12 protein-coding genes are annotated in these 12,781 nt (G+C 69.7%); 5 read left to right on the top strand and 7 right to left on the bottom strand.

Annotation, left to right across the window (positions count from 1 at the left end; genetic code table 11):
- Positions 1 to 62 precede the first annotated feature (62 nt).
- Positions 63 to 905 carry a deoxyribonuclease IV gene (locus ACQUS7_RS08525; protein WP_435146406.1) on the bottom strand — a complete coding sequence of 281 codons (843 nt, stop codon included), beginning with the start codon at positions 903 to 905 and terminating at the stop codon, positions 63 to 65.
- Between the two features lie 113 nt (positions 906 to 1,018).
- On the opposite strand from ACQUS7_RS08525, the gene ACQUS7_RS08520 reads away from it, so the two are divergent.
- A complete protein-coding gene (locus tag ACQUS7_RS08520; protein ID WP_435146335.1) occupies positions 1,019 to 1,189 on the top strand; it encodes a DUF7560 family zinc ribbon protein in 171 nt (56 codons plus the stop codon).
- 51 nt (positions 1,190 to 1,240) lie between these two features.
- Here the strand turns inward: ACQUS7_RS08520 and ACQUS7_RS08515 are convergent, their stop codons facing one another.
- The 6 genes from ACQUS7_RS08515 to glpK all read right to left on the bottom strand — a co-directional run bounded on the left by ACQUS7_RS08515 (position 1,241) and on the right by glpK (position 7,865).
- A complete protein-coding gene (locus ACQUS7_RS08515; RefSeq protein ID WP_435146333.1) occupies positions 1,241 to 1,801 on the bottom strand; it encodes a class I SAM-dependent methyltransferase in 561 nt (186 codons plus the stop codon).
- Positions 1,802 to 1,882: 81 nt separating this feature from the next.
- Entirely contained in the window at positions 1,883 to 3,226 is a 1,344-nt protein-coding gene (locus tag ACQUS7_RS08510) for an FAD-dependent oxidoreductase (RefSeq protein ID WP_435146331.1), read from the bottom strand.
- A 129-nt stretch (positions 3,227 to 3,355) separates the two neighbouring features.
- Positions 3,356 to 3,823 (bottom strand): FKBP-type peptidyl-prolyl cis-trans isomerase, encoded by a 468-nt coding sequence (locus tag ACQUS7_RS08505; RefSeq protein ID WP_435146329.1) that lies wholly within the window; start codon positions 3,821 to 3,823, stop codon positions 3,356 to 3,358.
- Positions 3,824 to 3,891: 68 nt separating this feature from the next.
- Positions 3,892 to 5,067 (bottom strand): Cdc6/Cdc18 family protein, encoded by a 1,176-nt coding sequence (locus tag ACQUS7_RS08500; protein ID WP_435146327.1) that lies wholly within the window; start codon positions 5,065 to 5,067, stop codon positions 3,892 to 3,894.
- A gap of 185 nt (positions 5,068 to 5,252) precedes the next feature.
- Positions 5,253 to 6,329, bottom strand: a complete 1,077-nt coding sequence (locus ACQUS7_RS08495; protein ID WP_435129933.1) for a hypothetical protein — start codon at positions 6,327 to 6,329, stop codon at positions 5,253 to 5,255.
- A gap of 3 nt (positions 6,330 to 6,332) precedes the next feature.
- Positions 6,333 to 7,865 carry a glycerol kinase GlpK gene (glpK, locus tag ACQUS7_RS08490; protein WP_435129936.1) on the bottom strand — a complete coding sequence of 511 codons (1,533 nt, stop codon included), beginning with the start codon at positions 7,863 to 7,865 and terminating at the stop codon, positions 6,333 to 6,335.
- A 296-nt stretch (positions 7,866 to 8,161) separates the two neighbouring features.
- Between glpK and glpA the strand changes: the two genes are divergently transcribed.
- The 4 genes from glpA to ACQUS7_RS08470 form a co-directional block, all read left to right on the top strand.
- Positions 8,162 to 9,916, top strand: coding sequence for an anaerobic glycerol-3-phosphate dehydrogenase subunit GlpA (glpA, locus tag ACQUS7_RS08485; RefSeq protein WP_435146325.1), 1,755 nt, complete (start codon positions 8,162 to 8,164; stop codon positions 9,914 to 9,916).
- Entirely contained in the window at positions 9,906 to 11,180 is a 1,275-nt protein-coding gene (glpB, locus tag ACQUS7_RS08480) for a glycerol-3-phosphate dehydrogenase subunit GlpB (RefSeq protein ID WP_435146323.1), read from the top strand. The genes glpA and glpB overlap by 11 nt, the downstream gene beginning before the upstream one ends.
- Complete coding sequence (locus ACQUS7_RS08475; protein ID WP_435146321.1) at positions 11,177 to 12,550, top strand: anaerobic glycerol-3-phosphate dehydrogenase subunit C; 1,374 nt, start codon at positions 11,177 to 11,179, stop codon at positions 12,548 to 12,550. Before glpB ends, ACQUS7_RS08475 begins: the two co-directional genes overlap by 4 nt.
- Positions 12,547 to 12,781, top strand: a 235-nt coding sequence (locus ACQUS7_RS08470) for a methylglyoxal synthase (RefSeq protein WP_435146319.1), incomplete at its 3' end; no start/stop codon positions are given. The genes ACQUS7_RS08475 and ACQUS7_RS08470, both read left to right, overlap by 4 nt.

Genomic DNA, 12,781 nt, shown 5'->3' with positions numbered 1-12,781 from the left:
AACGAGTCCCGGCCGTCTCCCGAGGCCGCCGCTCCCCGACTGCGGCGGCCGCGGGCGGCGACTCAGTCTTCGGTTCGTAGCGCTCTGACCCGGTCGACGTTCCAGGCGTCGCCCTTGTCGTTCGCGGGCGTCTCGACCACCATCGGTTTGTCGCGGAGCGCGTCGTGGTTGATGAACCGGCGGAAGCCCTCGGCGCCGATTTCGCCGTCGCCGACGTGTTCGTGTTCGTCCTTCTCGGAGCCGAGCGGGTGTTTCGAGTCGTTGAGGTGGAGGAACTCGACGTTGTCCCGGCCGACGGTCGCGTCGATTTCGTCGACCAGGTCCGCCATCGACGCCGCGTCGGTGAAGTCGTAGCCGGCGGCGTACAGGTGGCAGGTGTCGAGACAGACGCCGAGGTCGCCGTAGCCGAATTCGGCGGCGTCGACCACGTCGTCGAGCGCGCCGAGGCGCTTGCCGACGGTCGTCCCCTTCCCGGCCGTGTTTTCGAGGAGCACCGTCACGCCGTCCGGGACGTCGAGTTCGGAGAGCCGGTCGCCGACGTTCTCGACGCCGGCGGCCTCGCCGGCGCCGGTGTGGGCGCCGGGGTGGAACACGTAGTACGGGACGCCGAGCGTCGCCGCCGCGTCGAGTTCCGACTGGAGGCAGTCGAGCGACTTCGCGGCGAGGTCGTCGTCCGGCGTCGCGAGGTTGACGAGGTAGGTGCCGTGGACGGCCCACGGGCCGACGTCGCGTTCGTCCGCGGCGTCACGGAACGCCTCCGCGTCGGCGTCGTCGACGTCGCTGACCGCCCAGCCGCGCGGCGACCCGACGAACAGCTGGCCGCAGTTCCCGCCGAGTTCCGCTTCGCGTTCGGCGGCGGCGGCGAAGCCGTCGGACATCGAGACGTGCGCGCCGACCCTGAACAGGGTGTGACGTGGCGGCGGCCGGCCGTAAAATGCTGCGGCGGCGCGGCCGCGGTTCCCACTCGGTTGGAACGAGCGGCCGTGGTTTATCCCGGGACGCCGAACCACCGGGTACGATGAACAGTGACGATACCGCGGCGTACACCTTCGTCTGCCCGGCGTGCGGGGAGTCGCTCGCGGTGACCGACGCGATGCGGGCGGCGCTGCTCCGGGAGGGCTGCGTCCTCTGCGGCACCGCCGTCACCGACGCGGCGTTCACGGCGTCCCAGCGCGCCGAGACACCGTGACGGAGTCAGCGGTAACGACGTCGGCAGGCCGTTGGCGGCTCCGCGGCCGGGTCAGTCGCGCTCGGCGACGAACAGGAACGTCTCGGGTCGGTCGGCGGCGAACTCGACGGTGAACCCGGCCGACTCGACCGCGGCAGCGGCGTCTCCGAGCGCGTAGCGTTCGTCGACCGGCGGACCGTCGGCGCCGGTGCCGCTGGCCGCCCAGTCGGCGACGACGAGGCGGCCGCCGGGCTTCACGACCCGCGCGAGTTCCGCGCGGGCGTCGTCACCGGCGAACTCGTGGTACGTCATCGTCGACACCGCGACGTCGAGGTGGTCGGCCGGGAACGGGAGGTCGGCGACGTCGGCCGTCACCGCTTCGACGTTCTCCGGGAGCCCCTTCTCGCGGTAGTAGTCGTGCATCGCCGCCTGCACGTCGACGGCGTACACCGTCTCGGCGAGCGGCGCGAGGTCGTCGGTGTAAAAGCCGGTGCCGCTGCCGAGGTCGGCGACGGTCTCGTCGCCGTCGGCGTCGACCGCCCAGCAGAGCTCCTCCCGGGAGACGAACCGGTAGCGCCGGGCGGCGTTTTCGAGCCTGTCGGCGCGCGCTGCGTCGAACGTGTGGTGACCCATACCGCGTCGTCGCCGCGGAGCACCGAAACCGTTGTGCGTGCGGTGCGGCGGCGACCCGGCCGCACCGCGACCGCGTCGCGGCTATTCGTCGGCGCGCGGGAAGTTGTCGATGGTGTCGGCGCGGAACGCGTCCTCGTCGAACTCGTACTCGCCGTCGAAGAAGTCCATCAGCGTCCGGGTGTCCCGCATCGCGTTCTTCAGGCTGGTGGAGGCGCCGGGCGACGGCGTGATGTTGAAGATGACGTCGTCGCCGACGATCTTGGCTTCGCCCATGTCGAGCGACTTCTTCTTCGTGTCGACGATCTGCGGCCGGACGCCGCCGTAGCCGGTCGCTCGTTCGATGTCGTCGAGTTCGGCGTTCGGCACGACCTTCTGGACGTGCGGGAGGAACGCGCGGCGTCCGACCTCCGGGAGGTCGTACACCAGGTTCCGCAGCACGTACGGCAGCAGGATGCGGTCGGCGAGGATGTTGGCGTAGCTGAGGAACGCGGCGACGTTCAGCCCGAACACGTCGAGGAAGTCGCCGACCGTCGAGAGCCGGCCGCGTTCGAGCGTCGGGACGAGTTTCGCGGTCGGCCCGAACCGCGTGATGGACGGGTCGTGGACGTCGGCGTCGCCGTGCACCGCCGCGAACGGGAGCTTCTTCATCTGCAGCGTGTACACCTTCCCGTTCAGGAAGTCGTCCGCGAGGAAGAAGCTCCCGGCGATGGGCAACAGCACCTTGTCCTGGCCGTAGCCGAGCTCTTTCGCCATCTGGAGGCTGTGCGAGCCGGCGGCGACGACCGTGGCGTCGCAGTCGAACTGGCCGTCGGTCGTGGTGAGCGTGTAGCCGTCGTACCCCTTCGTGACGTCCGTCACTTCGGTGGACGTGAAGACGTCGACGTTCGGCTCCTCCGTGGCGTTGTCGACGAGCGACTTCGCGGTCGCGCCGTAGTCGACGACGTAGCCGTCCGGCGTCTGCAGCGCCAGGAGGTCGAGCGACGGGTCGCGGCCCTCGACGACCTTCGGTTCGAGTTCCTCGATTTCGTCGCGCCCGATGGCGCGGAGCTTCGGGAACAGGTCGCCGAACCCTTCGTCGTGGTAGCGGGATTCGAGGGCGTCGACTTCGTCGTCGCCGACGGCGAGCACCATCTTGCTGCGTTTCGCGTGCATCTCCCGGTCGGGGTCGTGGTTCTCGAGGTAGCCGGCGAGGATCTCCGCGCCCTCTTTCACCTTCTCGGCCTTGTCGAGCGTGTAGTTCGTTTCGATGTCCCCGAAGTGGAGCGTCTGCGAGTTGTTCGTGTGATCGGAGTTGATCGCCGCGATCTCCGACTCCTTCTCGACGAGCGCGATCGAGTCGATGTCGGTGAACTTCGCGGTCGTGTACAGCAGCGACGCGCCGCTGATTCCGCCGCCGACGATGACGAGGTCGTATTTCCCAGACATGTGATGAAGTGGTAGGCTCGTCTCGACCACTGCGTTTCATCCGTTAACACTGTTTTTATCGCCGCAGAACCCCTCGACAATCGCGAGAACCGACATCGACAATCATAGAACCGCGGCGGCAGCGGCGGGCTACTCGACGTCGACGACCCGGACGTCGAAGACGAGCGTCCGCCCGGCGAGTTCGTGGTTGAAGTCCACCTGGACGGCGTCCGCAGACACCGCGGTAACGTCGCCGTGCAGCCCGTTTTGCGCCTCGACGTGCTGGCCGACCGACGGCGGCTCGCCGACCATCCCCTCGAACGTCTCCGGGTCGTACTCCCGGACCCGCTCGGGGTCGTACTCGCCGTAGGCGTCCGCCGGCGGCACCGTCACGGTCGCTTCTTCGCCCTCGGTCATCCCGACGACTGCCTCGTCGAGGCCGCGGATGACGTCGCCGGCGCCGACAGTGAACGAAATCGGCGCGAACGACGCGTCGGCGTCCGCCGCGACGAGCCCGTGCTCTTCGGCGACCGAGCGCTCGGACGTCGTGAACACGTCGCCGCCCTCGAATCGGCCGACGTATTCGAGTCGGACGTGGTCTCCCGGTTCGATACTCATGGCGTGGCGCTGTGGTCGTGTCCGGTCATGTGTCGTGTGAGCGTGAGTCGGTCTGCGGCCCGTCGCCGCTACTGCTGGAGGTCGTACAGGCGGCGGAACGCGGTCGGCGGGAACCGGAGTTCGACGCGGCTGGGCGGCCGCCCCTGGTCGTTGTCGAGTTCGGACTGGACGCGTTCGACAACGCCGATTTCGGCGAGTTCGTACAGGTACCGCTTGATGGTTCCGGGCGAGAGCGTGACGCCCGGCGCGGCGGCGACGGCCTCCGTGGTCGCGGTCACGGACGCCCGGTCGGTCTCGTCGAGGTCGACGAGCGCGCGCAGCACCGCCTGCCGGTTCTCCGGGAGCGCGAGCACGCGGCCGAGCGACACCGACGGCTGCGGGAGTTCCGCGAGGGCGTCGTCGACGTCCGTCTCGGCGATTCTGGTGCGGTCGCGGTCGTCGGCGCGGACGGCGGCGACGAACAGCGCCGCGAGCGCGTCGTGGGCGTTCCCGTCGGCCCACGCGGCGATTCGCCGCGCCTGCTCGTGGTCGAGCGCGCGGTGTGCCAGCCCGCTCGACGCCCGCGTCATCAGGACATCCGTGAGCGTCTGCTGGCGGTAGTGCCGGACCGCGACGGTCGTCGCGGTGTAGGCGGCGAGTTCGGTCTGCGCCGGCGGGTCGCGGCCGACGGCGAGCCAGCTGACGTTGCTCGGCAGCCCGGCGAACACGTCGACGAGGTCGTCGGTGTCGGCGCTGCCGGGTTCGCCCACGTGGTCGACGGCGACGACCGCGCCGGCGCGGGCCCCGTCGAGCGCGTCGTGGAGCCGGCTGCGGAGCTCTTCGGTGCTGATGCCGTGTTTCGGAACCGACTCCTCGACGAGGCCGTCGAGGACGCCGTGGTACAGCGCGAACGTGCTGGTGGTCGTTCGGGTGTCGAGATAGACGACGCCCGGGACGCCGGTGGTCGCCGCGCGGGTGCTCGTGTGAATCACCGACTGCGTTCCGGAGGAGAGCGGTTCGAGGTGCGCGAACAATGCCGTCACGACCGCGGTTTTCCCGGCGCCGGACGGCCCGTGGACGTAGGCGTTCCCCGGCAGGTCGCCGTCGAACACCGGGTCGAGGTGGTCGAGGAGCTGCTCGAAGACGGGGCCGCGGTCGGACGGCTCGTCGATGTGGCCGACCGGCGAGAGGGCGTCGTAATCCTGGATGAGCCGTGACTCACCGGTCCAGCGCTGTCGCCGCCGTATCCGTTCGTCGATGTCCATCGAGAGTCAGGCGTCTGTTGGGGACGAGTCGATACTCCGACCCAATAAGGGCCGTGTTATCGGCACTGATGGCGAGACGCCGGCGGCGAGCCGGGCGCCGTCGCGGCGTCGACGGCGACCGAGAGCGGGGCGGCCGCGGCGGGCGCCCCTGCGGAGCCGCCCCGGCCCCCGTGTGCGCTGCACGGCTACAGCGAGAGGTAGCCGGCGTTCGGGAGGACCCCGGCCAGCGAGAGGACGCCGACCAGCAGCATCATGAGCATGATCGCCATCGCCGGCGGGTCGACGTGCGTCCCGGAGTGCGAGTAGAACACGCGCTGGGTGAGTTCGCCGAGCAGCCCGCTGAGTCCGCCGAACGCGCCGGCGACGAGCAGCACGACCGGGTCGCTGCCGACGACGGGCATCGCGACGATGGCGCCGACCGACCCGAGCAGCGTCATGTGGTGTGTCACCGGAATCTTCTCGACGCCGAGGTTCAAGAACAGCAGGCTCATCGCGGAGATGGCGTAGCCGAGGAAGATGCTCCCGGTCTTCAGCCAGATGAAGCCGCTGAGTATCCCGGCGACGACGCCGACCGTCGCGACCCCCGACCACTTGTACTGGTGCGGGAGCCACGGCTCGATGGCGAGCCGCGCCGACGGTTCGGCGCCGCCGTCGGGCAGGGGGCGTTTCTCGTCGCGCTCGAACGGCGTCATGTCGAGGACGTTCGTCCCGGCGACCTTCCCGACGAGCGGGTAGCCGAAGGCGAGGCGCGCGACGAACGCGGTGGCGACGACCGACAGCGCGATGTTGTCCGTCGGCACGCCGACGCCGCTGGCGACCCGGGTGACGAGCATGCCGAGCGCGCCGAAAACGGCGCCGACCGCGAGGATGTCCGGTTTCGTCCCGAAGGCGTAGCCGATGTTCTTCCCGAAGTGGAAGTCCCAGCCGTCGGGCTCCATCTCCGGGTAGCGCTTGCCGGCGTAGGCGGTGGCGGCGACGCCGCCGGCGAAGGCGACGTGCGGCCCGGTCACCATCCCGAACCCGATGGTTCCGGTGACGCCGGTCGCGATTTCGCCGACCGGAATCGCGTCGAGGCCGCCGAGTTGGCGCTGCAGAATCCCGAGGCCTTCGCCGAGGAAGACGACGAAGCCGGTGAAGATGAACGACGGGAGCGCGCCGAGGGCGGCGCCGAACGCGCCGCCGGCGAGCGCCGCGATGAGCAGCACGGCGAACTGCTCCCAGCCGAGGCCGATGACGGGGACCTGCACGAGGAGTCCGTTCATGGATTACTCCTCCTGCGCCCAGTCGAGCGAGCGTTCGACGGCGTCGCCCCAGCGGTCGTACCGCTCGTCGACGTCTTCGGGGTCCGCCTTCGGCTCGAACTCCCGGTCGATCTGCCAGTTCTCGCGGAGGTCGTCGATGGAGTCCCAGTAGCCCGTGGCGAGCCCGGCGGCGTACGCGGAGCCGAGCGCAGTGGTCTCGTCGACCTCGGGGCGAACCACTTCGGTCTGGAGGATGTCCGCTTGCAGCTGACAGAGGAAGTTGTTCTTGACGGCGCCGCCGTCCACGCGAATCGACGTGGTTTCGACGCCGGAGTCCGCCTCCATCGCCTCGACGACGTCGCGGGTCTGGTAGGCGATGGATTCGAGCGTCGCGCGGACGATGTGGCCCTTCCCGGTACCGCGGGTCATGCCGACGATGGTGCCGCGGGCGCGGCCGTCCCAGTGCGGCGCGCCGAGCCCCGTGAACGCCGGGACGACGTAGACGCCGTCCGTGGAGTCGACCGACTTCGCGATTTCGGCGGTCTGAGCGGCGTTGTTGATGAGGTCGACGTCTTCGAGCCACTCGATGGCGGCGCCGGTGATGAAGATGGAGCCTTCGAGGGCGTACTGTACCGGTTCGCCGGACCGCTGGAAGCCGATGGTCGTGAGGAGGCCGTGGTCGGAGGAGACGGCTTTCGTGCCGGTGTTCATCAGGTAGAACGAGCCGGTGCCGTAGGTGTTCTTCGCGTCGCCCTCGTCGAAGCAGGTCTGTCCGAACAGCGCGGCCTGCTGGTCGCCGAGCGCGCCGGCGACCGGGACTTCGGCGCCGAGGAAGCCGTCCGGATCGGTCGTGCCGTAGTAGTCCTCGTCCGAGGACGGCCGGACCTCCGGGAGCATGCTCTCGGGGACGTCGAACTCCGCGAGCAGTTCGTCGTCCCACTCCAGGTCGCGGACGTTGTACAGCATTGTCCGGGAGGCGTTCGTGACGTCCGTGATGTGGTTGCCGGTGAGGTTGTCGATGAGCCAGGCGTCCATCGTCCCCATCCGGAGTTCGCCGTCTTCGGCGCGCTCGCGGAGGTTCTGCGTCCGGGAGCTGCTTAGTTTCAGCGGCTCGGCGTTGTCGAGAATCCACTCGACTTTCGTGGCGGAGAAGTACGCGTCGGCTTCGAGGCCGGTCTTCTCGCGGATCCACTCGACTTTGTCTTCGGCCTGCAGCTGCTCGACGCGGTCGGTCGTCCGGCGGTCCTGCCAGACGAGCGCGTTGTGGACGGGCTTTCCGGTCTCGGCGTCCCAGACGACCGTGGTTTCGCGCTGGTTCGTGATTCCGAGCGCGTCGAGCTGGTCGGCGTCGATGCCGGCGCCGTCGAGCGCGCGCTCGACGACGGCTTTGGTGTTTTCGAGAACCTCGATGGGGTCGTGTTCGACCCAGCCTGGTTCCGGATAGATCTGTTCGTGCTTCTCGTAGGCGTTCGCGACGGCCTGCCCCGCGTGGTCGAAGACCATGAACCGGGTGCCGGTCGTCCCTTGGTCGATTGCGCCGACGTACGTGTCTGACATTGTGCTGAGTGCTCCGTGGTCCAGGCAGGATTTTTACTGAAACACCCTGCCCCTGAGTATACAATAGAATAGTTCATTATAAATCTTGCTGGTGGGCCACAGGCGCTCTGCGCCATCCGCTCGCCCGTTGGAACGCCCGTCGACTGCCACGAGACGTTTCAGGCCGGCGGCCGGCTCGATTTCGGCACGCCGCCCAGGTCGGGGCTGCGTCCCGGGACGAGTAAAGAGTTTATCGACGACTTCGACGTGGTGGTAAACATGAAGTGGGTGGCGGCTGAATCACGGACGACAGAGAGATGGGAACGACACCACACATCGTGGTCATCGGCGGGGGGTCGACGGGGGCCGGGACCGCACGGGACCTCGCGATGCGGGGGCTGAACGTCACCCTCGTCGAGCAGGGGAACCTCACGCACGGGACGACCGGGCGGATGCACGGGCTGCTCCACAGCGGCGGCCGGTACGCGGTCTCCGACCAGGCGAGCGCCGCCGAGTGCATCGAGGAGAACCGGGTGCTCCGGGACATCGCGAGCCACTGCGTCGAGATGACCGGCGGCCTGTTCGTGAAACGCCCCGAGGACTCCGAGGCGTACTTCCAGAAGAAGCTCGACGGGTGCCGCGAGTGCGGCATCCCCGCCGAAGTCATCTCCGGCGCGGAGGCGCGCGAGATGGAGCCGCATCTCGCGGCGGACGTCGACAAGGCCATCACGGTCCCGGACGGCGCCATCGACCCGTTCCGGCTCGTCGCCGCCAACGCCGCCAGCGCGGAGAACCACGGCGCGCGCATCGAGACGCACACCACCGTCACCGACCTGGTCGTCGAGGACGGCGACGTCGTCGGCGTCGAAGTCGAGCACGAATCCGGCCCCGGCAAGCGCGTCCACGGCACCGCCGGCGGCACCGAGCAGATCCGCGCCGACCACGTCGTCAACGCCACCGGTGCGTGGGCGGGCCGCATCGGCGACATGGCCGGCGTCGACATCGAAGTCCGGCCGTCGAAGGGCGTCATGACCATCATGAACGTCCGGCAGGTCGACACCGCCATCAACCGCTGCCGCCCGAAGGGCGACGCGGACATCGTCGTTCCCCACGAGACCACCGCCATCCTCGGAACCACCGACGAGGAGGTGGACGACCCCGAGGACTACCCGGAGGAGCAGTGGGAGGTCGACCGGATGATAGACACGCTCGCGGAGCTCATCCCGATGCTGTCGGAGGCCAGAACAATCCGGTCGTTCTGGGGGGTGCGGCCGCTGTACGAACCGCCGGACGTCGGCAGCACCGACCCGACCGACATCACGCGCGACTTCTTCTTGCTCGACCACGCCGACCGCGACGGCCTCGGTGGCATGACCAGCATCGTCGGCGGCAAGCTCACCACCTACCGGATGATGGCCGAGTCCATCAGCGACCACGTCTGCGACGTCGTCGGCGTCGACGCCGACTGCCGCACCGCCGACGAGCCGCTCCCCGGCAGCGAGGAGTTCTCGGTGCTCCGCGACTACATGGACGAGTTCGGGCTGCGCTCCCCAATCGGCCGGCGGAGCGTCGAGCGGCTCGGCTCCCGCGCCGACGACGTGCTCGACACGGACGCGCCGAACCCGACGGTCTGCGACTGCGAAGGCGTGACGCGCGCCGAGATACGGGACGCCGTCGAGACCGCCGGCTCGGACCTCAACGCCGTCCGCATCCGGACGCGTGCGTCGATGGGGAACTGCCAGGGCGGGTTCTGCTGTCACCGGCTGGCGAACGAACTGCACGCCGAGTACGACGAGCCGACCGTGCGCGCGGCGTGGAACGAACTGCTCGCGGAGCGCTGGAAGGGCCAGCGGCACGCGCTGTGGGGCGAACAGCTCTCGCAGGCGATGCTGAACTACGCGCTGCACGCCACGACGCAGAACCGCGACCGCGACCCGGCGGGTGACGGCGACGGCGTCGACTTCGACGCGTTCGACGCCGGGCCGGACGCCGACGCCGATGCGGGGAGCGGCGGGGGCGACGCCGGGCGGCGCGGCGCCGCGGCAGACGGGGGTGCGCGCGGTGGCGATTGAGTCGGAGGTGCTCGTCGTCGGCGGCGGCCTCGCCGGCCTGACCAGCGCGCTCGCGGCGGCGCGCGCCGGCGCGGACGTCCGGCTGCTCTCGTACAAGCAGAGCACGCTCCGGAACGCCTCGGGGCTCGTCGACGTGCTCGGCTACACGCCCGACGGCGACGGGCCGCTCGCCGACCCGTACGCCGCGTTCGACGCGCTCCCGGACAGCCACCCGTACAGCGTCGTCGGCGAGGAGACGACGCGGGACGCGATGGCGCTGTTCGACGACGTCGCGACCGGCTACCGCGGCGGCCACACGGACCGGAACGCGCTCGTCCCGACCCACGGCGGGACGGTGAAGCCGACGGCGCGGTACCCGGCGGGCGCCGCAGCCGGAGTCGCGAGCGCGACCGAGGACATGCTGCTCGTCGGCTTCGAGACGTTCGTCGACTTCGACGCCGAGCGCGCCGCGCCGCACCTCGAAGCCGCCGGCGTCCCGTTCGGCGTCCGCGGCGTCACGGTCCCGTTCCCCGGGTCGCTCCGGGCGGACGCGAAGGTGACGCGGTACGCGAAGCTGCTCGACCAGGACGCCGCGGTCGAGACGGACCGCGGCATGGAGGGCGCACGAGCCGCGCTCGCCGCCCGCGTCGAACCGCACCTCGACGGCGAGGGCCGCGTCGGCTTCCCGGCGGTCATCGGCCATCAGGCGGCCGCCGCGGTGCGAGACGACCTGTCGGCCGCGCTCGGCGCGGACGTGTTCGAGGTGCCGGCGGGGCCGCCGTCGCTCCCCGGGCTCCGCCTCGAAGACGCGCTGTTCGACGCGCTCGACGACGCCGGCGTCAGCGTCGAAACCGGAAACCCGGTCGTGGACTACGACGGCGACGACCGCGTCGAGACGGTGTACGTCGACAAGAACGGCGCGAAAATCCCGAACGCCGCCGACCAGTACGTCCTCGCCACCGGCGGCCTCGTCGGGAAGGGCGTCGAGTCGAACCGGGTCGGCGTCTCGGAGCCGATTTTCGACTGCCACGTCCCGCACAGCGACGACCGGTACGACTGGTTCGACGACGACGCGTTCGGCGACCACCGGTTCGCACGGTTCGGCGTCCCGACCGACGACGCGCTCCGCCCGGTCACGGCGGACGGCGACCCCGAGTTCGGTAATCTCCGGGCGGCCGGCTCGGTTCTCGGCGGCTACGACTTCGCCGCCGAGAAGTCCGGCGGCGGCGTCTCGATAGCGACGGGCTACGCGGCGGGCCGCGGCGCCGCACATGAGGCACGATGAGCGACACAGAATCCCCACCGACGGAGTTCGAGCCAGCCGAATCGTCCACGACCGAGGAGTTCGAGCCGGTCGAGGTGTTCCCCGACAGCGACGCGTTCGACCTGCGGCCGGGAGCCGACTCCTGTTACAAGTGTTCGACCTGCGACACCAACTGCCCGGTCGCCGCCGTCGACGACGACTTCCCCGGCCCGAAGTTCCAGGGGCCCGAGCAGTGGCGGCTGAAGCAGTCCGACGACGACCACGAAATCGACGACTCCGTGATGGACTGCTCGAACTGCATGCGGTGTGACAACGCCTGCCCGTCGGGCGTCCCGCTGTCGCAGATGCACAACACGGCGCGCGGCTCGTACGTCAGCGAACAGCAGTCGAAGCTCTCGCGGACGTACTGGCGGAACCGCATCCTGGCGAACTACCGGTCGTCGGCGTGGCTCGCCAGCAAGGTGCCGCGGCTCGCGAACGCCGTCACGAACTTCGGGCCGGCGCGCTGGCTGCTCGAGAAGACGATGGGCGTCACAAGCGAACGCGAGTTCCCGTCGTTCGCCACCGAAACCTTCCGGGAGTGGTGGGCGTCGAAGGGCGGCGCCGACGGGTCGCGCGAGCGCGCCCGCGAGAACAGAGCGCGGCGCGGACTGCCCCGCGACGCCGACCGGAAAGTCGCGTACTTCCACGGCTGTTACGCGAACTACAACACGCCGGAGGTCGGGAAGGCGATGGTCCGGGTGTTCGAGGAGTTCGGCTACGAAATCGTCGTGCCCGAGCAGGGCTGCTCCGGGACGCCGATGTTCGCGAACGGGATGCTCGACGACGCGCGCCGGCACGCCGAGGTCACCGTGTCGTCGATGTCCGACCTGGTCGAGGAGGGGTACGACGCCATCGCGTCGTGCACCTCGTGTTCGATGGCGCTCCGGCAGGAGTACCCCGAGCTGTTCGACGTCGACGGCATCGACGACGTCGCCGCGAACACCTTCGAGTCCGTCGAGTACCTCCGCATCCACGAGGACCTGAAGGGGGAGCTGGCGGACGCCGACGTCGACGACGAACTCGCCGCGGAGTTCGCCTACCACGCGCCGTGTCACGCCCGGAACCAGGGGCTCGACCGCCAGGCGGTCGAACTGTTCGGCGAACTCGACGGCGTCGGCGTCGAGGACGTCGGCGACTCCTGTTCGGGCATCTCCGGGACGTACGGCTGGAAGGACGAGAAGTACGAGACGTCGATGAAGATCGGCGCCGACATGTTCGACCACATGGAGGCCGCAGACGGCGACACCGGGATGACGGAGTGCCCCACCTGCGCGATGCAGATGGAGCACGGCACCGGCTACGAGGTCCGCCACCCGCTGGAACTGCTCGAAACGGCGGTGGTCGAATGACCCGCCTCGCGCTCATCGCACACGACGACGAGAAGCCGGAGATGGTCGAACTGGTGCGGCGTCACGAGGCGCTGCTCGACGGGTTCGACCTCGTCGCGACGGGGACGACCGGAAAGCGCATCGCCGCGGAGACGTCGCTGTCCGTCGAGCGGAAGCAGTCCGGGCCGCTCGGCGGCGACCTGATGATCGGCGCCGAGGTCGCCGAGGGGGTGCTGGACGGCGTCGTCTTCC

Origin of the sequence: Halobaculum sp. P14, from assembly GCF_051195155.1 — an archaeon.
Taxonomy (GTDB): domain Archaea; phylum Halobacteriota; class Halobacteria; order Halobacteriales; family Haloferacaceae; genus JBNTKA01.
This window is presented reverse-complemented; position numbering and strand designations above follow the sequence as displayed.

Coding starts and splice junctions, on each gene's coding strand:
- ACQUS7_RS08520 (WP_435146335.1), top strand. CDS start 1,019: ATGAACAGTGACGATACCGCGGCGTACACCTTCGTCTGCCCGGCGTGC.
- ACQUS7_RS08515 (WP_435146333.1), bottom strand. CDS start 1,801: ATGGGTCACCACACGTTCGACGCAGCGCGCGCCGACAGGCTCGAAAAC.
- ACQUS7_RS08510 (WP_435146331.1), bottom strand. CDS start 3,226: ATGTCTGGGAAATACGACCTCGTCATCGTCGGCGGCGGAATCAGCGGC.
- ACQUS7_RS08505 (WP_435146329.1), bottom strand. CDS start 3,823: ATGAGTATCGAACCGGGAGACCACGTCCGACTCGAATACGTCGGCCGA.
- ACQUS7_RS08500 (WP_435146327.1), bottom strand. CDS start 5,067: ATGGACATCGACGAACGGATACGGCGGCGACAGCGCTGGACCGGTGAG.
- ACQUS7_RS08495 (WP_435129933.1), bottom strand. CDS start 6,329: ATGAACGGACTCCTCGTGCAGGTCCCCGTCATCGGCCTCGGCTGGGAG.
- glpK (WP_435129936.1), bottom strand. CDS start 7,865: ATGTCAGACACGTACGTCGGCGCAATCGACCAAGGGACGACCGGCACC.
- glpA (WP_435146325.1), top strand. CDS start 8,162: ATGGGAACGACACCACACATCGTGGTCATCGGCGGGGGGTCGACGGGG.
- ACQUS7_RS08475 (WP_435146321.1), top strand. CDS start 11,177: ATGAGCGACACAGAATCCCCACCGACGGAGTTCGAGCCAGCCGAATCG.